The sequence below is a fragment of the Kitasatospora sp. NPDC089913 genome (genome assembly GCF_044748625.1).
Taxonomy (GTDB): Bacteria; Actinomycetota; Actinomycetes; order Streptomycetales; family Streptomycetaceae; genus Kitasatospora.
The window spans coordinates 139,510-163,794 of record NZ_JBIVGI010000017.1 but is presented as its reverse complement, the minus strand read 5'-3'; the positions used below and the strand labels follow the sequence as shown (position 1 = coordinate 163,794).

The 24,285-nt window shown below is 75.4% G+C and carries 18 protein-coding genes; 14 read left to right on the top strand and 4 right to left on the bottom strand.

From position 1 onward, the window contains the following. Positions 1 to 44: 44 nt before the first annotated feature. Genes ACIPYS_RS25185 through ACIPYS_RS25175 form a run of 3 tightly spaced genes read right to left on the bottom strand, consistent with a single transcriptional unit; the run spans position 45 to position 2,605 of the window. Entirely contained in the window at positions 45 to 842 is a 798-nt protein-coding gene (locus ACIPYS_RS25185) for an APH(3') family aminoglycoside O-phosphotransferase (protein ID WP_400749809.1), read from the bottom strand. Positions 843 to 870: 28 nt separating this feature from the next. Beyond that, a complete protein-coding gene (locus tag ACIPYS_RS25180; RefSeq protein ID WP_400749806.1) occupies positions 871 to 2,094 on the bottom strand; it encodes an MAB_1171c family putative transporter in 1,224 nt (407 codons plus the stop codon). Further along, positions 2,084 to 2,605, bottom strand: coding sequence for a hypothetical protein (locus tag ACIPYS_RS25175; protein WP_093863640.1), 522 nt, complete (start codon positions 2,603 to 2,605; stop codon positions 2,084 to 2,086). Before ACIPYS_RS25175 ends, ACIPYS_RS25180 begins: the two co-directional genes overlap by 11 nt. Positions 2,606 to 2,872: 267 nt before the next feature. Between ACIPYS_RS25175 and ACIPYS_RS25170 the strand changes: the two genes are divergently transcribed. From ACIPYS_RS25170 to ACIPYS_RS25115, 12 genes are all read left to right on the top strand, one after another. Continuing rightward, positions 2,873 to 3,892 carry a zinc-binding dehydrogenase gene (locus ACIPYS_RS25170; RefSeq protein ID WP_400749802.1) on the top strand — a complete coding sequence of 340 codons (1,020 nt, stop codon included), beginning with the start codon at positions 2,873 to 2,875 and terminating at the stop codon, positions 3,890 to 3,892. A 64-nt stretch (positions 3,893 to 3,956) separates the two neighbouring features. Continuing rightward, positions 3,957 to 5,234 (top strand): DegT/DnrJ/EryC1/StrS family aminotransferase, encoded by a 1,278-nt coding sequence (locus ACIPYS_RS25165; RefSeq protein ID WP_093863638.1) that lies wholly within the window; start codon positions 3,957 to 3,959, stop codon positions 5,232 to 5,234. Between the two features lie 59 nt (positions 5,235 to 5,293). Further along, positions 5,294 to 6,409: a 2-deoxy-scyllo-inosose synthase gene (locus tag ACIPYS_RS25160; RefSeq protein ID WP_400749798.1), complete on the top strand. Its 1,116-nt coding sequence runs from the start codon at positions 5,294 to 5,296 to the stop codon at positions 6,407 to 6,409. Positions 6,410 to 6,457: 48 nt separating this feature from the next. Further along, a complete protein-coding gene (locus ACIPYS_RS25155; protein ID WP_093863636.1) occupies positions 6,458 to 7,708 on the top strand; it encodes a glycosyltransferase family 4 protein in 1,251 nt (416 codons plus the stop codon). Then, the gene (locus ACIPYS_RS25150) at positions 7,705 to 9,474 is read left to right on the top strand and encodes an ABC transporter ATP-binding protein (protein ID WP_400749794.1); all 1,770 of its coding nucleotides are present in this window, start codon (positions 7,705 to 7,707) and stop codon (positions 9,472 to 9,474) included. The genes ACIPYS_RS25155 and ACIPYS_RS25150 overlap by 4 nt, the downstream gene beginning before the upstream one ends. Next, positions 9,471 to 11,441: an ABC transporter ATP-binding protein gene (locus ACIPYS_RS25145; RefSeq protein WP_400749792.1), complete on the top strand. Its 1,971-nt coding sequence runs from the start codon at positions 9,471 to 9,473 to the stop codon at positions 11,439 to 11,441. The genes ACIPYS_RS25150 and ACIPYS_RS25145 overlap by 4 nt, the downstream gene beginning before the upstream one ends. Continuing rightward, positions 11,438 to 13,078, top strand: a complete 1,641-nt coding sequence (locus ACIPYS_RS25140; protein ID WP_400749789.1) for a GMC oxidoreductase — start codon at positions 11,438 to 11,440, stop codon at positions 13,076 to 13,078. Before ACIPYS_RS25145 ends, ACIPYS_RS25140 begins: the two co-directional genes overlap by 4 nt. A gap of 30 nt (positions 13,079 to 13,108) precedes the next feature. Then, complete coding sequence (locus ACIPYS_RS25135; RefSeq protein WP_093863633.1) at positions 13,109 to 14,011, top strand: radical SAM protein; 903 nt, start codon at positions 13,109 to 13,111, stop codon at positions 14,009 to 14,011. Then, positions 14,008 to 14,673, top strand: coding sequence for a histidine phosphatase family protein (locus ACIPYS_RS25130; RefSeq protein ID WP_400749785.1), 666 nt, complete (start codon positions 14,008 to 14,010; stop codon positions 14,671 to 14,673). The genes ACIPYS_RS25135 and ACIPYS_RS25130 overlap by 4 nt, the downstream gene beginning before the upstream one ends. Then, positions 14,670 to 14,906 carry a DUF6137 domain-containing protein gene (locus ACIPYS_RS25125; protein WP_093863631.1) on the top strand — a complete coding sequence of 79 codons (237 nt, stop codon included), beginning with the start codon at positions 14,670 to 14,672 and terminating at the stop codon, positions 14,904 to 14,906. The genes ACIPYS_RS25130 and ACIPYS_RS25125 overlap by 4 nt, the downstream gene beginning before the upstream one ends. Beyond that, positions 14,899 to 15,969, top strand: coding sequence for a hypothetical protein (locus ACIPYS_RS25120; RefSeq protein WP_400749781.1), 1,071 nt, complete (start codon positions 14,899 to 14,901; stop codon positions 15,967 to 15,969). Before ACIPYS_RS25125 ends, ACIPYS_RS25120 begins: the two co-directional genes overlap by 8 nt. Continuing rightward, the gene (locus tag ACIPYS_RS25115) at positions 15,966 to 16,799 is read left to right on the top strand and encodes a PIG-L deacetylase family protein (protein ID WP_400749778.1); all 834 of its coding nucleotides are present in this window, start codon (positions 15,966 to 15,968) and stop codon (positions 16,797 to 16,799) included. Before ACIPYS_RS25120 ends, ACIPYS_RS25115 begins: the two co-directional genes overlap by 4 nt. A gap of 71 nt (positions 16,800 to 16,870) precedes the next feature. Here ACIPYS_RS25115 and ACIPYS_RS25110 read toward each other — a convergent pair whose 3' ends face one another. Next, the gene (locus tag ACIPYS_RS25110) at positions 16,871 to 18,832 is read right to left on the bottom strand and encodes a hypothetical protein (RefSeq protein ID WP_400749775.1); all 1,962 of its coding nucleotides are present in this window, start codon (positions 18,830 to 18,832) and stop codon (positions 16,871 to 16,873) included. A gap of 95 nt (positions 18,833 to 18,927) precedes the next feature. On the opposite strand from ACIPYS_RS25110, the gene ACIPYS_RS25105 reads away from it, so the two are divergent. After that, a complete protein-coding gene (locus ACIPYS_RS25105) occupies positions 18,928 to 20,175 on the top strand; it encodes an aminotransferase class III-fold pyridoxal phosphate-dependent enzyme (RefSeq protein WP_400749772.1) in 1,248 nt (415 codons plus the stop codon). A gap of 137 nt (positions 20,176 to 20,312) precedes the next feature. Then, positions 20,313 to 24,272 (top strand): hypothetical protein, encoded by a 3,960-nt coding sequence (locus ACIPYS_RS25100; protein WP_400749769.1) that lies wholly within the window; start codon positions 20,313 to 20,315, stop codon positions 24,270 to 24,272. Positions 24,273 to 24,285 lie beyond the last annotated feature (13 nt).

Here is a 24,285-nt window from a genome sequence, read left to right as displayed (position 1 = left end):
CACAACCGGTCGGACTCGAACGAGCTCGAAGGGACTGCGAAGAACTAGAAGAACTCGTCGAGCAGTTGGTAGAAGGCGATCCGGTCGCTCCGCAGCTCCGTCGCCCCGTAGCGCTCCAGGAAGCTCTCCACGCAGTCCGGGCCGAACCACGGGTCCTCGACGTGCCGGAGCTCGCGGAGCGCGATCGCCAGGTCGGCGTGCCGGTCGGCGCGGCCCAGGCGGCCCACGTCGATCAGCCCGGTCACCGTGAGGGTGTCGGGGTCGATCAGGACGTTGTTGGGGCACAGGTCACCGTGGCAGACGACGAGGTCCTCGTCGGCCGGGCGGGTGCGCCGGAGTTCGGCGAGCAGCCGCTCCCCCGACCAGCCCTCCCGCTCGTCCTCCAGGTTCTCCAGGTCCACCAGGCCGTGGGCGACGGCCTGTTCGGCGAGCGGGACGGCTGTGGCGAGGCTGCGGTCGAAGGGGCACTTGTCGACCGGGAGTTCGTGCAGCGCCCGGGCGATCCCGGCGATCGCGGCGGCCACCGCCGGGCGCCGGTGTGCCGGCCATTCCTCGGCGGCGCCGACGCCGGGGACGGCCTCGGTGACCAGCCAGACCGCGTCGGCGTCCGCGCCGCGGTCGACGATGCGCGGCACCGGGATGCCCTGGTCGGCCAGCCAGGCCAGGCGGTCGGCCTCGGCGGCCAGGTCGAGCGCGGGATTGCCGTCCGGCGCCGCCGGGGCGATCTTGGCGTAGAGCTTCGAGCGCGGTCCGACGAGCAGGTGCACGAAGGCCCCTGAGTCACCGTCAGTCACCGGCGTCCACTCATAGGTCGAGTAACGATGGCGTAACGTGCGGTCCATGGCGTCATCATGCCGCACGGCCGGGCCCTCACGCATCCCGGCCCCGCGCGGCGCCGCCCGCCTCGAACCGGCGGACCAGTGGTGATCTGCGGGCCCGCGCCACCGCCACCAGGAAGGCGGTCTCGTCGGCGAGTTGACGCCCGAGGCCGCCGGACCGGGCGGGCCCGCCCGCGGTCGGCGGCTCGCCACCGAGCCCGGGCCCGGCGGTCCCGGCGGCGGCCGCCCGGTCCGGGGCCCGACCCGCGAGCCGGTTGCGCCGCGCCACCAGCAGCACGCAGGCCAACGCCTCGGCCTCGGCCGACCGCGCCGGCAGGTGGGCGGTCACGGCCCGGGCCCGTTCGACGAGCCGGGGCCCGACGTACTCCTGCAGGACGAGGATCGCGTCCCGGGTCTCGATGACCTTCCGGTAGGCGAGCAGCCGCCACGGCAGCCGGGGCCGCAGGAGCTCCGCGACCCGCGGGCGGACCTCGCCGAGGGCGACCTGCGGCACCACGGTCACCAGGTCGCGCCAGAGCGGGGCCAGCCGCCAGACCGTCCGGACGTCGGCCGCCGCCCCGGCCACCGCCGTCACCGTGGGCACCAGGACCGCGGCCGTGCGCAGCACCGCGTACAGGTCCAGCAGCAGCCGCAGCCCGGGCCGCAGCCGGTCCGCGGGTACGGCCAGCAGCACGCCGTGGCCGAGCCAGTACACCCCGGCCAAGGCCGCGCTCCAGCCGAACAGTCGCAGACCGAGCCGCAGCTCCCGCCCGACGGTGGGGCCGCTGTAGCGCCAACAGGTCCAGGCGCAGGCGGCGTTCGCGGCCAGGTGGGTGCCGATCAGGAGCACCCAGTAGGCCAGGGGTTGGACGTCGGAGCCGATCCGCGGCGGTGCGCCGCCGGGTTCGGGGTGGGGCATGGTCAGCACGTCGATGACGACGAGGGTGATCAGGACAGCGGCGAACGGGGCGGCCAGCAGCCCGCGCCGTTCCGGTCGGCCGGTGGTGGTGGCGACGAAGTGGACGACCGCGGCGGTCGACACCAGTCCGGCGAGGTTGCGCACCAGGCAGGCGACGTGGACGGGCCCGACCAGCAGGTTCAGCGCCTCGCACACCCCGGGCAGTTGGAGGGTCATGGCCACGGCGGAGGCCGCGAGGGCCAGCCAGAGGCCGCGCTGGTGGGGCGAGCGCAGGGCGGGCCGGGCGCGGACCGCGACGGCGCCCCACATCCCGGCCGTCGCGGCGAGCTGTAAGCCGGAGGTGAGGTCACCCGCCATGGCCGCCGTCCCGGACGCCGAGCGCGGCCCGGAGCCGACCGAGCGCGCCGGTCGGCACGGGCGGACGCGTGCGGCCGGTGTCGGTACGGATCATGCTGGCCAGCATCTCGGCCTCCTGCTCCTGCTCGGTGGAGTAGTCCGCGCGGGCGAGCAGGTGGCGGACCAGTCGCGGCGACAGGTCGGGCAGCAGGGTCTCCGGCAGCCGGCCGGAGAGGCTGAGGCCCTGGTGACCGAGGAGCATGTGGCCGATCTCGTGCAGCACGATGTGCTCCTGGTGCAGGCGCACGGTCCGCTGCTCGACGAAGACGTGGTCGTCGGTGGCGGTGGCCAGCCAGAGTCCGCAGGCGCCGGCCGAGGCGGCCTGGGCGGGCAGCGGGTGCAGGTGCAGGGGCCGCCCGCGCAGTCCGGCGATGTGCGGACAGAGGGTGTCCAGGGAGAACGGCTGCGGCAGGCGGAGCTCGTCGAGCACCGCCGCGCAGCGCCGACGCAGCTTTCTGACGACTGGGGGCATCGAGGTTGTGCGTCGCCTTCGCTCGGGGCCGGTGGTGAGGGCCGGTGGTTGGGGGTCGGTGCGGGGTCTCATCGCCGATGCCCCGCCAACAGGTCCAGACCGCCCGCTCAAGCGGACGCCCATCCCGTCCTACCAATACATCCATTCACCAGGGTTGACAAGCAAACCCATTGACGGCGTACGCTCACCGAGCCCACCATCCGCTATAGCGGACAGTCGTCACAGGCCGTCAGGACTGTGTTCTGGTCGATCCGGAGGTACTGCGGCATGAAAGCCCTGGTGTTCGAAGCCCCCCACCGCGCCGTGCTCGACCGGCGCGAGGTACCCGCGCCGGCGCCGGGGGAGGCGCTGGTGCGACTGGCCTACAACTCGGTCTGCGGCAGCGACCTGTCCTTCTACAAGGGCGTCTGGCACGGCTTCAGCTACCCCGTCGTCCCCGGACACGAGTGGAGCGGCACCGTCGTCGAGGTCAACGGCGTCGGGTCCGAGCTCGTCGGCGCCGACGTGGTCGGCGACCTCACCTGCGCCTGCGGCCGCTGCCGGGCCTGCCGGGAGGGCACGCCCACGCTCTGCGACGGCCTCCAGGAGCTCGGGTTCACCCGGGACGGCGCCTGCGCCGAGTACATGACGGTCCCGGTGGGCAACCTGCACCGGCTGCCCGCCGGCACACCGCTGCGCGAGGCCTGCCAGGTCGAGCCGCTGGCCGTCGCGCTCAACGCGGTCGACCGCCTCGCCGTCACGCCCGGCGAGAAGGTCGCGATCACCGGGGCGGGCGGCATCGGGCTGATGCTGGCGCTCGCCGTGCGGCAGCGCGGCGGGATCGTGACCGCGGTCTCGGAGCCGGTCGCCGAGCGGCGCCGGGCCGCCGAGGCCCTCGGCGTGGAGGCCACCGTCGCCGGTCACCCCGGTGACCTGGTCCGGCTGGTGGAGAAGCGCCCCGAACTGCGGCCGGACGTGGTGCTGGAGGCGTCGGGCTACCCCCTCGCGGTCCAGGAGGCCGTCGAAGCGGTCCGCGCGGGCGGCCGGATCGGCCTGGTCGGCTACCGGATCGAGGAGAGCGACCGGATGGCCCCGCACCACATCGTGCTGAAGGTGCTCACCGTCCAGGCCTCGATGGGCCCCGGCGACCGCTTCGACGAGGCCGTCGCCCTGCTCGCCGCGGGCACCGTGCCGGTCGGCCCGCTGCTCAGCCACGAGTACCCGCTCGACGACTACGCCACCGCCCTCGACGTGGCCCTGCGCCGGGCCGACGGCAACACCCGCTCGTACTTCAACCTCCGGGCCTGACGGCGGCCCCGGCCGCGACCGCCGCCGGCCCGGGCCCCGCCGTCCCCAGCGAAAGGAAGAGAGCATGGACTCGCACACCCTGGCCGTCAACGGCGGCCCGGCGGTCCGCGACCGGCCCTGGCCCCGGTGGCCGCAGGCGGCGCCGGGTGCCGCCAAGGCCCTGGAGGAGGTCCTGGAGTCGGGCCGCTGGGCGATCAGCGGCCCCTACCGCGGGACCGAGTCCCAGGAGCGCCGCTTCGCCCGCGCGTTCGCCGACTACCACGGCGTCCCGCACTGCGTGCCCGCCGCCAGCGGCACCGCCTCGCTGATGCTGGCCCTGGAGGCGTGCGGGGTGGGCGCCGGCGACGAGGTCATCGTGCCGGCCCTGTCCTGGGTGGCGTCCGCCTCCACCGTCCTCGGCGTCAACGCCGTCCCGGTGTTCTGCGACGTCGACCCGGACACGCTCTGCCTCGACCCGGCCGCCGCCGAGGCCCTCGTCACCGGCCGCACCAAGGCCGTCGTGGTGGTGCACCTCTACTCCGCCGTCGCCGACCTGGACGCGCTCACCGCGCTGGCCCGCCGGCACGGCCTGCCGCTGATCGAGGACTGCGCCCAGGCGCACGGCGCCGAGTACCGCGGCCGCAAGGTCGGCACCCTGGGCACCGCCGGCACCTTCAGCATGCAGCACAGCAAGGTCCTCACCAGCGGCGAGGGCGGCGCCGTGATCACCGCCGACGCCGCGCTCGCCCGCCGCGTCGAGCACCTGCGCGCCGACGGCCGGGTCCTTGCGGCCCACCCGCCCGCGCCCGGTGCGATGGAACTCGTCGAGACCGGCGAACTGATGGGCAGCAACCGCTGCCTGTCCGAGTTCCAGGCCGCTCTGCTCACCGAGCAACTGCCCGAACTGGACGGCCAGAACGAGACCCGCCGGCGCAACGCCGCGCTGCTCGACCGGCTGCTGGCCGAGGCCGGCTGCCGGCCCCAGTCCACCAGCCCCGGCACCACCCGGCGCACCTACTACACCTATGCCGCGGCGCTGCCCGAGGACGCCCTCGGCACCCTCGGCAGCGGGTCGGCCTGCCGCGCCCTGACCGCCGAACTCGGCTTCCCGGTCTCCCCCGGCTACCCGCCGCTGCCCGCCAACCGGCTCTACGACCCGGCCGGCCGCCCCCGGTTCGCCCTCGACGAGGAGTACCGCCGCCGCACCGCCCCGGACGCCGCCGGCCTGCCGGTCGCCCGGGAGTCCGCCCGGCGCACCGCCACCCTGCACCACGCGGCCCTGCTCGGCGACGAGGGCGACATGCACGACATCGCCACCGCCTTCACCAAGGTCCTTCGGCACAGCGCCGACCTGCCCGGCTGAGCGCCGGGCCCCGCACCGCCACACGATCCGTCGGACAATCGGGGTGAACCTTGCACGTCATGCCCATCACCATGGAAGACGCGAGCTTTCCGTACCGGCTGGGAACGGACTGCGCGGACGGCATCGTCGCCCGGCTCGCCGAACTCGGGGCCAGCCGCTACCTCGTGGTCAGCGACACCACGGTGGCCGCGCTCTACGGCTTCGACCTCACCACCAGACTGGAGAAGGAGGCCGGCCCGGCCACCCTGCTGACCCACCCGGCCGGCGAGGCCAACAAGGACCTCGCCACCGTCCACCGGCTCGCCGAACAGGCGCTGGAACTCGGCGCCGACCGCCGCACCGCCGTGGTCGCCCTCGGCGGCGGCCTCACCGGCAACATCGCCGGACTGCTGGCCGCCCTGCTCTTCCGCGGGATCCGGCTGGTGCACGTGCCCACCACCGTCGTCGCCATGCTGGACTCGGTGCTCTCGCTCAAACAGGCGGTCAACACCGGCTTCGGCAAGAACCTGGTCGGCACCTTCCACCAGCCGGTGGAGGTGCTCGCCGACACCGCGATGCTGCGCACCCTGCCGCTGCGCGAACTCCGCTCCGGAATGGGCGAGGTGGTGAAGAACGCGCTGGCGATCCGCCCCTCGATGGCACCGCGGCTCGCCGACGAGCTGCGGCCCGACGGCCGGTACGCGGACGAGGCCCTGCACTGGATCATCGGCGAGAGCCTCGCCGCCAAGGCGCAGGTGACTCACGCAGACAAGCACGAGCGGCGCGACGGCCTCGTGCTGGAGTACGGCCACACCGTGGGCCACGCCGTCGAGCACACCACCCGGGGCGCGATCGCCCACGGCGCCGGCGTCGCGATCGGGTCGGTCGTGGCCGCCGAGGTCTCCCGCCGGCTCGGCCACGCCGACGCCGGGCTCGTCGAGCTGCACCACGAGCTGGTGGCCGCCGCCGGGCTGCACACCGCCCTGCCGGCCGACGTCGACGCGGCCGAGGTCGGGAACTGGCTCGCCTTCGACAACAAGCGCGGCTACCTGGACTGCGCCCCCGGGCACACCCCGATGGTGCTGCTCTCGGAGCCCGGCCGGGTCCTGCGCACCGGCGCGCTGCCGCTGGTGCCGGTGCCGCTGGCCGCCGTCCGGGACGTCCTGGGCGCGCCCGCGGCGGCCTCGCCGGGGTGACCCGCGCCACCCGGCCCGTCACCCCCCGCCTTCCACCGTGGAGTTCCCGTGCGCGTGCTGCGGCTCACCCCCTTCTTCCACCACGACTGCGTCGACAGCTGGCCCCCCGAGTTCGACGCCGTCGGCGGCATGCAGGTCCAGATCCTCAGGCTGTCGCGGGAGCTGGCCGAACGCGGCGTCGAGCAGCAGGTCCTGACGGTCGGGTTCCCCGGCCTGCCGGCCCGGCGCCTGGACCGTCCCGGTCTGGTGGTCCGGGTGACCAGGGCACCGCTGCCGCGGCTGCGGTCGGAACTGACCGGGATCGCCGGCCTCAACCAGGCCTGGCTGCTCGGCGCGCTCGCCGCCTGCCTGCGGCTGCGCCGCAGCTGGCGGCCCGACCTGATCCATGTGCACGCCGACGGGCAGCTGTGGGCGCTGCTGGCCGGACCCCTGGCGGCCCGGCTGCTGGCCGCGCCCTACTGCGTCACCCTGCACTGCTCGCGGCTCTCGGTGTACGAGCCGATGTCCCGGGTCGACCGCCTCCAGCACCGGCTGGTGCACGCCGCCGAACGCCGGGCGCTGCGCCGCGCCGCACGCGTCTCCACGCTCACCGAACGCACCGCCGACGTGGTCGCCCGGGAGATGCCGATGAGCCGCGAGCTGATCGACGTCGTGCCCGACTCGGTCGGCCCGGTCGAGCGCCAGCCCGGGGACACCGCCCGGGCGTTCGTCCGCACCCTGGGCGTCCCGGACGGCGTCGCGGTGATCGGCTACGTGGGCCGGATCGCCCACGAGAAGGGCTGGCGCGACTTCGTCGCCGCGGCCGCCCGCTGGAGCGCGCGGACCGACACCCCGGACAGCGTCTTCCTGGTCGTCGGCGACGGCCCGCAGGGCGAGCGGATGCGGCAGGCGGTCGCCGCGGCGGGCCTCACCGCGCGGTTCCGCTTCACCGGCTTCCTGCCGCACTCCGACATCCCCGCCGTGATGACCGCGCTGGACGTCCTGGTGATGCCCTCGGTGCACGAGGAACTCGGCGGCAGCGCCCTGGAGGCGATGGTCTGCGGCACCCCGGTCGCCGGATACGCGGTCGGCGGGCTGCGCGAGACGGTCGGCGACGTCACCCCCGGGCTGCTCGTCCCGCGCGGCGACGTCGGGGCGCTGACCGACGCGGTGCGCGAGGCCGTCACCTCGCCCGCCGTCCACCGCGCCGCGGTCGCGGCGGCGCTGCCCCGGCTGACCGAGCGGTACGGCGGCGCCACCGCCACCGAACGCGCCCTGGCCCACTACCACCGGGCCCTCGCCGCCGGGGCCGCCCGGTGATCCCCGGTTCGCTGCGCCGCTGCGCCGGCTACCTCCGGCCGCACCGCTGGGCGATGGCCGGTGCCTGCGCCGCCGCCCTCGGCTCGATGCTTGCCGGACTGACCGTGCCGCTGGTCCTGCAACGACTGGTGGACGGGCCGGTCGCCCACCGGGACACCGCCGCCCTGCCCTGGCCGATCGTCGGCCTCACCGTGCTCGGCACCGTCGAGGCGGTCCTGCTCGGCGCCCGCCGGCTGCTGGTGGTCCGCCCGGTCAACCGGCTGGAGACGGCGATGCGCGCGGACCTGTCGGCGCACCTGCACCGGCTGCCGCAGTCCTTCCACATCCGCTGGTCGTCCGGCCAACTGCTGTCCCGGACGGTCTCCGACGTGGCCGAGATCGGCCGGTTCGCCGCGTTCTCCGCGGTCTACCTGCTGGTGAACGTGCTCGCCCTGGTGGCCGGCCTGGTCGTCCTGGCCGTGCTCGCTCCCGCCCTGGCCGTGCTGGTGCTGGCCGCGTACGCCCCGATGGTGCTGGCCACCACCGCCTTCGAGCGCCGGTTCCGGAGCGTCGCGCGCTCCGCCCAGGAGCAGTCCGGCGACCTGATGACGACCGTCGAGGAGTCCGTGCTCGGCATCCGGGTGCTGAAGGCCTTCGGCCGCGGGCCGGGAACGGTCGCCCGGTTCCTCGGCCGGGCCCGCCGGCTCCGGCTGACCGAACTGCGCAAGCTCTCCCTCACCGCCGCCCTGTGGTGGGTGATCACCGCGCTGCCCGAACTCGCGGTGGTCGCCCTGATCGGCTACGGCGGCCACCGGGTGGCCACCGGCGACCTCACCCTCGGCACCCTGATGGCGGCGGTCAGCGTCGCCACCTACCTGCGCTGGCCGGCCGACACCCTGGGCTGGCTGATCGCCGACGCCAGCACCGCCGCCGCGGCCGCCGACCGGTACTGGCAGCTGCGGGACGAGCCGCTGACGGTCGCCGAGCCTGCCCGCCCGCACCGCCGCCTCCGCCCGCCGCGCGGCGAACTCGCCCTCGAGGACCTCCACCACACCCACCCCGGCGCGGCCGTGCCGGCGCTGCGCGGCATCGACCTGACCGTCCCGGCCGGCAGCTCGCTGGCGCTGGTCGGCGCCAGCGGCTCCGGCAAGAGCACCCTGCTCGCCCTGCTCGCCCGCCTCGACGACCCGACCTCGGGCCGGATCACCCTCGACGGCGTGGACCTGCGCGAACTCCCCCTCGACGACCTGCGGGCCGCGGTCTGCTGCGCCTTCGACGACCCGGTGCTGTTCTCCGGGACGGTCCGGGACAACGTCGCGCTCGGCGCCGAGGACTGCGAGGACGCCCGGATCCACGAGGCGCTGCGGATCGCCCGGGCGGACGGCTTCGTGGCCGCGCTGCCCGAGCGGCTGGACACCCGGATCGGCGAGGAGGGCCTGGCCCTGTCCGGCGGGCAGCGCCAGCGGCTGGCGCTCGCCCGCGCCGTCCTGCCGCGCCCCGCCGTGCTGGTCCTGGACGACGCGCTGTCCGCGCTCGACGTGCGGACCGAGCGCGAGGTGGAGCACGCCCTGCGGACCGTCCTGGGCGGTGTGACGACGGTGTTCGCGGCGCACCGCCCCGGCACCCTGCGACTCGCCGACCAGGTGGCGCTGCTGGTGGACGGGCGGGTCGCCGCCGTCGGCGGCCACGAGGAGCTGATGGCCCGCCACGGCGAGTACCGGCGGCTGCTGGCGACCCCCGCCACGCTGGTGCCGGGGACGGCGGGCCGGGCGGTGGACGTCCGATGAGCACCGGTGCCGACCACCTGCCGACCGACCGACCGTCGACGGACCGACCGACCACCGACCGACCGCCGGCTGCCGACCGACCGGCTGCCGACCGTCCGCCGACCGACCGGCTGCTGACCGACCGGCGGAACGCCCTGCTGCGCCTGCTGCTGCGCCCGCACCGCCACCGGCTGGCGGTCGCCGTCGCCCTGGCGGTGCTGGAGAACCTCTGCGGCCTGGCCACCCCACTGCTGGTCGCGGCCGCCATCGACCGCGGCCTGCCTGCGGCGGCCGACGGCCGCTGGGGGGTGCTCGCCGGCTGCGCGGCAGCCGCGCTGGCCGCCGGCCAGGCGACCGCCACCCTCAAGTACGGCTTCCTGCGGTACTCCGGCGGAATCGCCCAGAGCCTGCTGTTCGACCTGCGGCGGCACACCTTCGGCCACGTCATGGCGCAGCCGCTCGCGTTCCACGAGGCGACGCCGTCCGGGCGGGTGGTGGCCCGGCTGTCCGGCGACGTCGAGGCGGTCGAGGAAGTACTGGAGACCGGCCTGGACGGGCTGTTCTCCGCGCTGTTCTCGATGGTCGGCATCGTCGCCGTGATGCTCTGGCTCGACCTGCCGATGGCCACCGCGGTGATCGCGTTCTTCGTCCCCCTGGTGCTGCTGACCCGCTGGTTCCGCCGGGGTTCTCGGCACGCCTACCGCCGGACCCGGGCCGCCACCGAGGAGGTGGTGCGGCACACCTCCGAGGCGTACAACGGCATCCGGGCCGTCCAGGCCTTCCGGCGGGAGGCGCGCAACGCGGCCCGGCTGCGGGAGCTGGACGCGGGGTACGCGGCCGCGCGGCTGCAGTCCGGCCGGGTGAGCGCGCTGTTCAGCGGCGGCGTCAAGCTGATCGGCAACCTGTCGTTGGCCGTGCTGCTGGCGCTGGGCTCCGTACGGATCGCGCAGGGCCGGCTGGAGCCGGGTGACCTGACCGCCTTCCTGCTGTACGTGCACCGGCTCTACGACCCGATCGACGAGCTGGCGAGCTTCGCCAACGCCTTCGCCGCCGCCTCGGCCGGCCTGGAGAGGATCGGCGCCCTGCTGGCGGAGCGGGCCCCGCTGCCCGAACCGGGCCGGCCGCGCGCGCTGCCGGCCGCGGCGGCGCCGGGAGCGGTCCGCTTCGAGCGGGTGCGGTTCGGGTACGCGCAGGGCGCCCCGCCGGTCCTCGCGGGCCTGGACCTCGACCTCGCGCCGGGCCGCACCGTCGCCCTGGTCGGCACCACGGGGGCCGGGAAGTCGACCATCGCGAAGCTGCTCGCCCGGTTCTACGACCCGACGGCCGGCCGGATCACGCTGGACGGCGTGGACCTCAGGGACCTCGCCGACCCGGAGCTGCGCGGCGCCGTCTCGATGGTCACCCAGGAGGCGTTCCTGTTCTCCGGCTCGGTCGCCGACAACATCGCGCTGGGCCGCCCGGGCGCCGACCGGGCCCAGGTCCGCGCCGCCGCCGAGGCGGTCGGGGCGGACGCGTTCATCGGCCGGCTGCCCGACGGCTACGACACCGACGTCCACAAGCGCGGCGCCGCCCTCTCCGCGGGACAGCGCCAACTCATCGCGCTGGCCCGGGTGATGCTGACCTCGCCGCGGGTCCTCATTCTCGACGAGGCGACCTCCGCGATGGACACCCCGACCGAACGGGCCGTGCACGACGCGCTCGCCCGGGTGCTGGCCGGCCGCAGTGCCCTGCTGATCGCGCACCGGTTGTCGACGCTGGCGATCGCCGACCGCGTCCTGGTGATCGAGGGCGGCGCCGTCGTCGAGGACGGCCCGCCCGGCGAACTCGCCGACGGCGGCGGCCGCTTCGCCGAGCTGTGCGCCGCCTGGGCCGCGGCGACCGGCCCCGGCGAGCCGCCGCCCGCCACACCGCCCACCGCCGCGCCCACCGGCCCGGCGCGAGCCGTCCAGGCGCGAACCGGCAACCCGCAGACGAAAGGGAGCACATGAAGCGACTGAGGGGCACCCTCCCCCAGGACGCCCCGCACGCCCGCGATCCGGAACCGCTCGGCCGCTCCCACCGGGACGGCCTGGAGCCCGCCGCCGCGGACCGGATCTGGGACGTCTGCGTGATCGGCAGCGGCGCCAGCGGCGCGGTCGCGGCCGAGCGGCTGGTCCGCCAGGGCCTGGACGTCCTGATGATCGAGGAGGGCTACCGGCTCCCGCCCGGACTGGGTCACGACGAGTTGGACGACCTGAGCCGGCAGGCCGTCGCCCGCGACGGGGACGGCGGCTGGAACGACGGCGGCTGGCCGTGGAGCACCACCAATCTGGGCGGTGGGACGGTCTTCTACGGCGGCGCGTCCTGGCGCTACCGGCCGTTCGACTTCGACCCGGGCGAGCTGATCCGCACCGACGGCCTCGACGTCCGCTGGCCGTACACCCTCGCCGACCTGGTGCCCTACTACGAGGTGCTGGAGCGACGGCTGGGGGTGTGCGGCGGCGACCACGAACCGGTGCCGCGCGGCCGGGGTCACAGCCGGGGCCCGGCACACCCGCCGACCGCCGCCGCCGAGGTGCTGCACGAGGCGGGCACGGCCCTCGGCTACCGGCCGTTCCCCACCCCACTGGCTATCAACCGGAGCCCCCACGAGGGACGTTCGGCCTGCACCCGGGCGACGCTCTGCGTCAGCCACCAGTGCCCGACCGGCGCCAAGGGCGATGTGGTCGCGGTGTTCCTGGCCCCGTTGGCCGACCGGCCCGGCTTCGCCCTGCGCACCGGTGTCCGGGCCCTGGAACTCGAACAGGACGGCCCGGACGGGGTGTCCGCGGTGCGCTGCCTGGACCGGCTGACCCGCACCCCGCACCGGATCAGGGCGCGTGCCTTCGTGCTCGCCTGCAACGCCGTGCAGAGCGCGGCCCTGCTGCTGCGCTCCCGCGGCCGACGCACCCCGGACGGGGTGGGGAACGAGAACGGCCTGGTCGGGCGCGGCCTGTGCCTGAAGCTCAGCGAGTACGTGACCGGCACCGTGCCCGCGCCGGCCGACACCCTGGCGGACCCGGCCGCGCACACCGGGCCGTTCTCCACCATCGCCTTCCTGGACCACTACCTGGACCCGGAGTGCCCGACCGGGGTCGGCGGGCTGATCTACGAGTCCCGCACCGACCAGCCGCACAAGCTGGTGCGGGACGCGCTGGAGCTCCGGGTGGAGACCATCCTGGCCGACCACCCGAACCTGGACAACCGGGTCGGCCTCTCCCCGCACCTCGACGAGGACGGCCTGCCCGCCGTCGTCATCGACTACACGCCGGACCCGCGCGACCTCGCCCGGCTCGACCACATGGCCGGCCGCTGCGAGCGGCTGCTGCGGCAGGCCGGGGCGGCGGGCGTGCGCCGCAAGGCCAGCGGGTTCGCCCAGGGCAGCAGCCATCTGCACGGCACCTGCCGGGCCGGCGAGGACCCGAGGAGTTCGGTCGTCGACGGCTGGGGCCGGGTGCACACCGCGCCCAACGTCTTCGTCGTCGACGGCAGCTTCATGCCGTACCCCGGCGGCCTCAACCCCACCCTGACCATCCAGGCGCACGCCCTGCGCAGTGCGCGGGCGGTCGCCTTCCACCTGGCGGCCGCACGCGCCGCCACCGTCTGAGCGGCCCCGGCCGCACCACGAGGAGAGCTGATGACCACCGCCGAGCAGAGCTGGCCGCCGCGCACCCGACAGGTGCGCCTCTACCGCAACATCGTCGTCGACGGCGCCTGCAACATCCGCTGCACCTACTGCGAGGTGAAGAAGGCCAAGGTCGACCAGGCCGCCACGATCGCCTCGCTGGACCGCATCTTCGCCGAGTACGAGCCCGACTCGGTGCTCTTCCGGGTGGAGTCCGACGGCGAGATCACCCTCTACCGCAAGATCGTCGACCACCTGCAGCGCCGGGCCGCGGAGGGCTACCGGATCGAGGTGCTCAGCAACGGCACCAAACTGCCCACCGCCCTGGCCGGCCGGCCCGATCTGCTCTGGGTCTTCTCGGTGGACGGCCACACCGCCGAGATGAACGCCAAGCGCGGGCTGAGCCAGCAGCAGGTGGACCGGATCATCGACGCCGCGGTGGACCTCGGCGCCGAACTCCAGTCCGTGTACTGGGGCCAGCCGATCGAGCAGGTCAACGCCTACATCGACCTGCTCGCGGAGCGCGGCTACCGGGGACTGCTGCACTTCATGCCGCTGCTGGCGTTCAAGGGCCGGCCGCTGGAGGTCGACCTGCGGTACCAGGACCTGCACCCGGCGGAGTTCCTCGCGCCCCCGGAGTACTTCCGCCGGTGGAACCACATCTTCGAGACCGGCACCCGGGACGCGGTCTGCGACCAGATCACCAACGGCTACAACTACCAGGTGACCGGCGAGCAGATCCGCATGGTCAAGTGCGACTGCTACTCGGTGCCCAAGCACCTGTTCCACGCCTTCGGCGCGCCCCGCGAGTACGACAACTGGCCGTGCGGGACGTGCATCGCCAACCAGGAGTTCAACAACTCGCGCAGCCGGATGCAGATCCCCCAGGGCCGCATCCCGCTGCCGCTGGTATGACCGGCCACCGGCGGTTCGTGCTGGTCCGGCACGCGCAGGCGAGCGTCAACGTGCTGCGGGACGACGACCTGATGCCCGGCTTCGACCCGGACGCCGACCTCACCGCGCTCGGCCGGCGCCAGGCCGCCGCACTGGGCGCGCACCTGAGGCGCGGCAGCGCCCGCTGGGCCGCACCGCGGCTGTCCGACTGGCGGCTGATCAGCAGCCCGCAGCGCCGGGCCGCCCGAACCGCCCAGGTGCTCTCCGGCGCCCTCGGACTGCCGTCGGAGCACGACACCCGACTGGCGGAGGTCGGCGCCCCCGAACGGTTCCCCCGCCCGCTGCGGGTGCACGAGTGGGACGCCGTGCTGGAACAGCGCCTGCTCCGACCGGACGAGCGGATCGCCGGGGTGGAGAGCTGGACGGCGCAGCGGGCCCGGGTGCGGGAGTTCCTCGCCGCCTGCGGCGGGCCGCCGGAGCGGCGGGGCGGCCTGGTGCTGGTCTCCCACGCGGAGACCATCCAGGCCCTGCTGTTCGAGCTGCTCGGCCTGGGTGACGAGCTGCTGCGCACGGTCCGGTTCAGGATCAGCAACACGGGTGTCTTCATCGTGGACAGGACGGAGGAGGAATGCAGCTCTCTGGTGGTGGCGAACTCCAAGGCGCACCTGGCGCGGACCGCATGACACGGCTGCTGGTCGTGAAGTGCCTCAGCGACGAGACCGGGGACGACCCCGGGGAGATCGCGGAGGCCGGGTACCTGGAGGTGAACGCCCGGGAGTTCGTCAAGATCGTCAACCGGCTGGAGTCCTACTTCGACTGCTCGCTCGACCTGCTCGGCGCCCCCGCGGACCGGTTCGACGTGGACGAGCTGGTGGCCCGGCTGGTCCTCCGGACCGCGGGGGCGGGCCGTGCCTGACACGCCGCGGGCTCCCCGGGCCCTCTTCGAGATCTACGACGAGGGCTTCGACAGCGACACCTGGGGCGGGGTCGAGACCGCCCTGTGGTACCTGACCGAACACCTCCGGCGGTGCCGGGTGGAGGTCCGCTTCTACCGCTCGGCGCAGGCCCCCGACCCGGCGGCGCTGGCCCGGCTGACCCGGCAGGACCGGGCCGACGCGGTGTTCCCGCTGGTGGACAGCCCGGTGTTCCGGGGCACCGAGTGGGCGCGCTTCCCGGACCTGTACCGCAGGGTGGTGCGGATCTGGCACGACGTCAGCCTGCTGGCGCCCGGCATGACCGCACCGCCGCACTGCCTGCGGCACGGGCAGTCGGTGGGCGGGGGGACGGTGGCCGGAGGATCCGTCGTCGGGGGGTCCGACTCTGTGGACGGGGGGACGGTGGACGGTTGCCCGGCCCGGGCCGCGCACCCCGAGGGACCGATGCGCGAGGTGTTCCTGCGCGACCGGTCCTGGACCCGCTGCTTCCCGGACCGCCACTACATCCCCTGGGCCGCGGACCACGTGCCCGCCGCCGACCTGCGGGACCCGGTCGGCCCGGTGGTCCTGCACCTGGGGAAGATCCCCGCCGAGGACGCCCACCGCTGCCTGCGCCGCCTCGCCGCGGCCGACCTCCCGCTGCGGATCGTCCTCACCACCTGGTCCCGGACGGGCCGGGAGATGCGGGACGAACTGCGCCGGCACCGGCTTGCCGGACGGATCGAGGTGATCGACTCCTACGACATCCGCTCGGACTGGAAGCGGGTGCTCGGCGGCGCCCGGCTGCTCGTCCTGCCGTCGGTCTTCCACGAGACCTTCAACTTCCTGGCCGCCGAGGCGGTCCAGCTCGGGGTCCCGGTCTGCGCGCTCGGCAGCAGCGGCAGCCTGCCCCGGTTCGCCTCGCTGCTCGCGGACAGCGTCGACGAGCTGAGCGAGCTGGTCGCCGCGGGTGCGGCCCCGCCGCCCCGCCCGCGGCCCGGCCTCGGCTGGCACGATGTCGCGCTGCGGTACGCCGACCTGATCGGTGCGGGGGGTGTCCGATGACCTCTGATCTGCGGGCCGGTGGTGCGCAGGTCGTTGCCGCACGGGCCGGTGGTGCGCGGGCCGGTGGTGCCGCGCGGGCCGGTGACCTGGTCGACCGGCTGCGGGACGGGCGGACCCTGCTGGTCTCCCCGCACCCCGACGACATCGCCTACTCCGTCGGTGGCCTGCTGGCCCTGGCCGGACCGCTGCCCCGGGCCACCCTGCTCACCGTCTTCACCCGCTCCGCCTGGGCCCTGCCGAGGCGACTGCGGAAGGCCGGCCCGCAGGTGGTCGGGGCCCGCCGCCGCACCGAGGAACTGCGCTACTGCCGGCTGCGCGGGCTGGCCGACTACCGTCCGCTCGGCCTCGACGACGCGAGCCTGCGCGGCTACGACGACGTCGGCGAACTGACCGCGGATCCGGCGGCCGACCCGGTCGGACCCGCCCTCACCACCGCCCTGGTGCCCGCGCTGCGCGACACCGCGGCGGACACCGTGCTCGCGCCCGCCGCCGTCGGCGGCCACGTCGACCACCTGCTTGTGCACCGGGCCGTCCGCGCCGCCGGCCTGCCGTCCGCCACCGTGCTCTGGTACGAGGACCTCCCGTACGCGGGACAGCACCCCGCGCCGCAGGTGCGCCGGACGCTCGCCGAGGAGCGCGGGCTGACCCTGCGGCACACGGTGGAGATCTCCGGGGTGCTGGCGCACAAGGTCCGCGGCATGTACGTGTACGGGAGCCAGACCGACGACGAGTGCGTGCGCCAGGCCCTCGGACACGCCCGCCGCTGCGCCGCCGACGGGCACGGCGCGGTCGAGCGGCTCTGGGCGCTGCCCGAGGAGGCCGACCGATGACCGCCACCGGTCGGCCCACCGACCGGCCCACCCCAGGACGTGCCGCCGGACCCTCCGCCGGTCGGCGGCGGTCAGGACAGGGCGGCCACCCGGTCGGCCAGCTCCGCCAGCCGGGCACGGATCCGCTCCGCCGTCGCCGGCCCTGGTGCGAGGCAGCGGCGCAGCCAGGACTTGGCGTTGAGGAGCAGCGCCTCCCCACCCAGCCGCAACGCGCCCGTGAAGACCGCGTCGTCGTCCAGCGCCGTGCGCAGATCCGCCAGCGCCTCGCCGGTCAGGCCGTTCTCGACCACGAAGGAGGCCACCTCGGACTCCAGCCGACCCGCCCCGCCCCACACCCAGTCGAGGCCGAAGCGGCGGACGGCCGGCGGGCCGTCCGGCTCCCCCTCCGGGTCCTCGGGCGGGGGCCCGGCCGGGGCGAGCTGCCAGTGCCAGTCCTGGTGCGAGTACGGCAGCGAGGTCCGCAGCAGTCGGCCGTCGGCCCCGCCGAGCCTCGCGTGGCCGGGCACGTGGCGGCGCAGCCAGGCCTCGTCGACCGGCAGCGGGCCGCCGACCAGGTCCCGCAGCCTCGCCAGGGCCCGGCGCAGCGCGTCCTGCGGGTCGTACCCGGCCTCCGGGGCGACCCGGCCGAGGTCGCCGAGCCGCTGCTGCGACCGCCAGCCGCGGACCACGGTGGCGAGCACCTGGCGCCGGTGCGCCGGGTCCAGCGCCGGGAGTCCGTCCGCGAGCGGCCGCAGCCCCGGCTCGTGGTCGGTCACCAGGTAGCCGTCGACGTAGCGGAACGCCGGTGCAGGTCCGCCCCATTCTGCGAGTGCCGCCGCGCACTGGGCGCCGTGCGCGCCGGTGCCGGCGAACCGGAAGTGCCGGGTGTGTGCCGGGCCGACGACGGTGAACGGCGTGGCCCGCGGACTGATCCGGTGCGGACCGCCGGGCCGGCCTGCCGGGCCGGGGCCGGTCGGGTAGCGGGTCAGGAACGGGCCCCGGAAGGGCTCCACCCGCAGGTCCCGGTCGTCGGCGGTGAGCGGCACCCCGGCGGCGCGGATCCGGGCCAGCAGGCGCGGCCGGTCGGCCGGTGCGAGCAGCTGCCACAGCCGCTCGCGGCCCGGGTGGACGGGCGGGACCGAGGCGATGGTGCGCAGGACTCCCGGCCCGACCCGGTACAGCCGGCCCGGGGACGCGAGAAGGACCTCGGGCCGACCGGGCAGCCGCCGGACGAGGGCGGCCCGCACCGCGCGGGCGGTGTCGCCGGTGTCGGGCTGGTCGTCGACGGCCACCACGAGGGTGCCGGTCGGCAGCGTCGTGGGCAGCCGGTCGAGTTCGGCCTCGGGCAGAGTGATCCCGTCCGGGAGGCGAAGCGGGCGCAGGGTGGTCCAGGGTGCCGCGGTGCGGCCGGCGGCGGCGACCGCGGCGGCCCAGAACGGCGCCAGGTAGGAGCCTCCGGTGCGTATTCCGACCACCAGGACGGGGCGGGGGCGGGCGTGCCCGGCCAGCCAGTCCTCGGCCTGCCGGTACGTCAGCTCCGGGTCGGCCAGGTCGTAGGCGTGGCACTCGGGGGTCTTCCAGTCGGTGGCGTGCCGCAGCAGGGCGCCACCGGCCGGGTCGGCGACCGTCTCCGGTGCGGACCAGAGGAGGTCGGTCAGCCCGGCCGCGACGGCCGCGGCCCGGCCGAGCAGGGTGTGCGTCGCCGTCCGCACGGGCACCCGGTCGAGGTCGCCGCCGTCCGCGGCGAGCGCCGCCAAATCCGCACAGCAGGCTCGCAGTTCGTCCAGCACGGCCAGAACAGCCGGTCCGGTCGGCCCGACCTGTCCGACGCGTCCGACCTGTCCGACGCGCCCGACCTGTCCGACCTGTCCGACCGGCGCGAGACGTTCGGCACCCGGACAGGCCAGGGCGTCCGCCAGGACCTGCTCCAGCAGGCACCCGCAGGCGTACGCGGCCGCCGCCCCGCCGTCCCGCCGGGCCTGCTCCAGGGCCGCCCGGTGCAGGGCGGGCACCGCCGGCCACGGCAGTGGCGGAAATGCTCCCGATCCGGCCACGACAGCCTCCCTGTGAACCTCGGGGACAGATTTCCCGGCGACTCTGCCCGGATTTCCCGGATTTCCTCAACTCCCCTTCGAGAAAGCGGTCGACAATGACGCGAATTCCCTCCGTCCTGGCCGAAAGGCCGACCTGTCCGCGCACTCCCGACGGCATTCCCCGGGTATTCACCGCCGCCCGCGGCGGCTATCTCACGGACGATTCCGGAAAGAGCTGGATCGACTTCGACAACGCCCGGGGATCGGTGACGCTCGGTCACGGCGACCCGGAGGTCGCCGCCGCCGTGGCCCGGGCCGCGGCCGGCGAGTCCGGTTCCGCGACCGGCTGGAACGCGCGGGTCGACACCGTCACCGGCCGGCTGCGGGAGCTGTGCGGGGGCGAGGTGGTCGGACTGTTCCGGTCGGGCACCGCGGCTGTCCGGGCAGCCGTGCTGGCGGTCCGTGAGTCCGTCGGCCGACCGCTGGTGCTGAGCGCCGGCTACCACGGCTACGACCCGATGTGGCGCCCGGCCGGCACACCCGGAGAGCCGAACGCGGACGGGATCGCCGACTTCTACTTCGACCTCGGACTGCTCGCCGAGCTGCTGCGCGACGACAGGGCGGCCGCGGTGGTCCTCTCCCCCGACCACATGCACCTCTCCCCCCGCTGGTACGCCCGCGCCCGCGAACTGGTCAGCGCGGCCGGAGTGCCGCTGATCGCCGACGAGGTGAAGGTCGGGCTGCGCTACGGCCCCGGCCTGTCCACCGCCGAGCTGCTGGCCCCGGACGTCTGGACGGTCGCCAAGGGCGTCGCCAACGGCCACGCGGTGGCCGCCGTCGGCGGCCCGCGCGAGCTGCTCGCTCCGCTGCGCGAGATCTCGTTCACCTCGTTCTTCGAGCCGACCATCCTGGCCGCCGCCGACCGGACGCTCGCGCGCGCAGCCACCGGCGAGCCCCAGCGTTCGGCCCGGGCCGCCGGCGAGCGCTTCGTCGGCCACGCCCGCAAGGCCCTGGAGACGGCGGGCCTGGCGGTCGAGATCGCCGGGGACGGCACCCTGTTCCAGTTCGTCCCGGCCTCCAGGACCCTCGCCCGGGCCTTCCGGCAGGCGGCCGCCGACGAGGGACTGCTCTTCTACGACGGCGACAACCAGGCCGTTTCGGCGGCCTTCGACGACACCGTGCTGACCGACGCCGAGCGGCGCTTCGACCGGCTCTGCGAACGGCTGGCCCCGCACGCGGGCGGCGACCCGGTCGACGAACCGGCCCGCTACCGCGCCGCCTGGAACGTGATCGACGGCCTGCGCGAGGCCGACCGCACTCCGGAGCGGACCCGGCGGTGGCTCGCCGAGCTGCTCGACGACTGACCTCCCCGGGCCGCTCGACGACCGACGTCCGGACCGGACCTCCGCACAACGCCCGGCCCGCCCCAGCACCCGCAGCCACCGCCGCCCCGCTCCCGCGCTCTCCCCGCACCTTCCGTCCACAGGAGAACACCATTTCCATGCACCTGCCGGCCGCTTCCGGGCGGACCGTCGACCCCGGAGGAATCGGCGCGAAATGCGCCCGCCTACTGCGACTCGCCCACGACGAACGGTTCGCCGACGTCGCCCTTCCGGTGTTCCCGCTGCCGGCCGAACCGGTGGGGGAATTCCCCGGCCTCGGCACCGCCGAATTCCCCGGCCTGGCCACCGCGGCCGACACCCCCGCCGCCGAACTCGTCGAGTCCTACGCGGAATTCCTGCGGGCCCGCCGACCCGCCCTGGACACCGAGGTCCGGGCGGTCTGCGGGGACGGCCCGTGGATCGTCCGCAGCTCCGGGGCCGAGGACGGCGAGGGCAACACCAACGCGGGCGGCTACGAGAGCCTGGTCTGCGCCGACCCCGCGGAGCTCCACCGGGTGGTGTCCGCCGTGGTCTGGAGCGGCTACGCCGAACGCTCCGTCGCCCAGCAGCGGCTCCACGACCCCGGGTACCGCCCCCTGCCCATCCCCGCCTTCGTCCAACCACTGCTCGCCGCTCCGCCGCACCGGCTCCCCGCACCGACCGAGACTCCACTGCTGTCCGACGCCGAACTCGCCGGAATCACCGCCTGGTTGGACCGCGCCCACACCGGGTTCGGGATGGCCCGGCTGGACACCGAATGGGTTCTGGCGACCGACCACGGCACCGTCTCGGTCACCGCCCTCACCGAGCGCGGCCCCGACGGCCGGCTGGTGGGCCAGCTCTCGTTCGGCTTCGGCTTCGCCTCGGCGCAGCGCCTGGAGCACACCGACAACAGCCTCGCCTGGCTCACCGGCTCGCCCGGCCTCACCCTGTGGCGGGGCGAAGTGCTGACCGCCGTGGAGGTCACCGACCGCCGTCTGGTGCAACTCCGCCCCGCCGCCGCGTTCGATCCCGAACCCGTCGTCGAGACACTCACCGAGAAGTCCCGGCGCGAGTGGCGACAGGACCGCGCCGCCCGTCCCGCGGAGATCCTGGTGGCGCCGGCCGCGGTCGCCGCGACCGGGTTCCTGACCGCCGTCCGACTGGACGACGCCTGGGCGCAGTACCTCGCCCTCGACGACGCCGGGCGGGCGGGCGTCGGGCACGTCCTGGTCGAGCGGGGCAGCGCGGCGGAGCACGCCGGGGTGATGTTCCGCCAGTACGGCATCGGCGTGCTGCGCGGCCGCCCCGAGGACCTCCCCGAGGGCGCCTCGTACGTCCTCGCCGACCCGTGGGCGGAGGAGTGCTGGTTCGGGGCCGGCCGACCACCGGCCGTCGACACCGTCCGCGCCCGGACGACGGCCGTGCCGCAGGGCTGCCGGCTGCTCCACGATCCGGCGGACGGGCTCGAAGCCGTCCGGCGCGCGCCCGACCCGGCGGCGGCCCTCGCCCCGGAGGCCATGCCCCGGCTGACCGAACTCACCGCCCTGCCGCACCTGTCGCCCTCGGTGCGGCGCCGACTCGTCGACCGGAGCCACCTGCCCGACCCCGACTGCCACCGCCGGGACGGCGACTCGGTCGCCTCGCCCTCGTTCGCGGCCCGGGTCGGCGAGGCGCTGCTCGCCCTGGGCACCGACCCGCAGGACCTCCTCGCGGCCGCCCCGCCGCAGGCCAGGACCTACCTGCGGGGTCTGGCCGCCGCTCGGGCCGGCTCGGCCGACCGGTCGGCCGAACTGCTGCCGCGGAGCACCCGCGCGCTCGGCGCCGTACCGGTCGGGCTGCTGGCCGGGACCGGGGACCTCCGCCCGGCGGTCGCCCTCGCCCGGCTGGAGCTGCGCCCGGACGTCCCGGAACCGGCGCTGCGCCGACTGCTCACGGCGGCCGCCGCGCTCGCGTCGAGGGACGGCGACGGTGACGGCGGCACCGGCACCGGCACCGGCACCGGCGCGGCGGTCGCGCTGCTGCACGCCGCCGACGCCCTCGCCGACGCCCTCGCGGCGCTCGACGTACACACCCCGGAGGAGCGCGAGCAGGTCCTGACCGGACTCGCCGCCGCACTCCCGGTGACCGACCGGGCGACCGACCCGACGATCGGCCCGGCGATCGACCCGACGCGTGCCGAGGCGCTGTACCGCCTGGTGCCGCGCTCCCAGCTGCCGCCGGCCGAGGTGCCCCGGCTGCTCGCGGCCGCCGCCGACGACCCCGGCTTCGCCGACCGCCACCTCCGACTGGAGCGCTGCCGGGTGGCGCTGGCGGCGGCCGACCCCGGTACCGCACCGCGCCGGGCCGCCGAGCTGACGGCCGCCTACCGGGACTACGCCTCCGACCCGACGGCCCCCGGCACCCCGGCTCCGACTCCGGCTCCGGCTCCGGCCCACGGCCCGGCGCAGGACGACCGGACCGCGAACGACGGCGGGCCGGACCTGGCCGTGCTGCGCCTGCTGGCCCGCTGCGACCTGGTCGAGTCCTACGACGCCGCCCTCAAGGCGATCCTGCTCGACCTGGTCGACGCCCCCACCGCCGACCGCTGGCACGGCTACCTCGGAGTGCTGTCCGAATGGCTGCGACTGGCAGAGGAGTTCGGCCTCACCCCCGCCGAGCGACGGGCCGTCACGACCTTCCGCTCCTGGCTCGCCCACTGGCGCGGCGGCCCGCCCGCCACGGACTACACCATCGAGGAGAACGCCTCCTGGCAGCGGATGCTGGCGGACGCCGCCGGTTCGCCGGCAGCCGCACCGGCCAACCCGCACCGGCTCCACAACGCCGTCCACCAGTGGCAGCTCGCCCGCACCGAACGCTACCCACTCGGGCGCGCCCCCAGCGGCGTCGCCGCACTGCAGCGGATCTCCGACCGGTTCTGCCACGGCGGCAACAAACTGCTGCGCCTCGGCGCGGGCGCGTTCGAACTCGACGTGCCGCTGTCGCTGCACAAGGCCAGCCTGGTGTTCCGCCCCGACCGGGTCGAGGGCGAGTGGAGCGAGCAGCCAGGCGTCGTCGCGGGCGAGACCGGGCGGCTGCGCGCGTTCCGGACCCTGCTGGAACTCGCCGGCACCTGGTTCCCCGACCTCACCTTCCGCTCCGAGCAGCTGCTGCTGGCGGGCACCTGGACGCTGCGGATGGAGGCCCGGTCGAGCGGCCCGCGGCAGCGTCTGACGTTCGAACTGATGCGCCTGGCCCTGGGCGTGTTCCGCACCCTCTTCGACGGGTCGTACGACTTCTCCTACGTCGAGGACGAGGAGGTCGCGGGGCTGGCCGAGGAGTTCGCCCACCCGGCGTGGGGCCGGATCGTCCCGGCGCTCGTCCACTACCGGCTGCAGTACGACGACTCGCACCAGTTCGAGACCCTGGAGACGCTGCCGCTCGGCACCAGTGTCGGCATGCTCTGCACGGACCCGGAACTGCGCGCCGTCGCCCGCGAGCTGGCGGCCGGCGGGGCCGAGGACGCACTGCGACGGCTCGACGCGGTGTGGGCGGCACTGCAGGCCGAGGACGACCCGGCCGAATGGATCCTCCGCTACAACCGGGTTCAGCAGACCGCCCTCCTGACAGCCGCCCTCCATCCCGACGAGGCGCTCCGCGCGTTGGCCCGCACGGACCCGGCCGAACCACCCGGCGGGGCGCAGGACATCCTGGCGAGCGCCCTGCTGCCGCGCGCCGACCTCTGGACCGCGGTCATCGCCAGGCTGCCCCGCGAGCCGCTCGACCCCGACCACGGCCTCACCGCTCTGGTGCTGCGCCACGCACCGCACCTCGCGGTGACCCCGGAGAACCCCCGCGCCGTCGCCCGCGCGGTACTCGCCGCACCCAAGGCGCACCGCCGCTGCAAGCAGTACCTGGCGCACCGCCACCCCGACGTGCTCGCCGCGGGCGGACTCCTGGACCTCCTGGTCGAGGACCTGGAGGTCGTGCCGTACGCCGCCGGTCCGGAGCTGGAGGCACCACTGGCCCGGGCCGTGGCAGCGGTCGGCGGCCGCCTGAGGTCCGACATCCGCGCCCGCCTCACCGAGTCCGACCCGGCCCTCTCCACCGGAGGTCGATGACGGGACGCCCTCG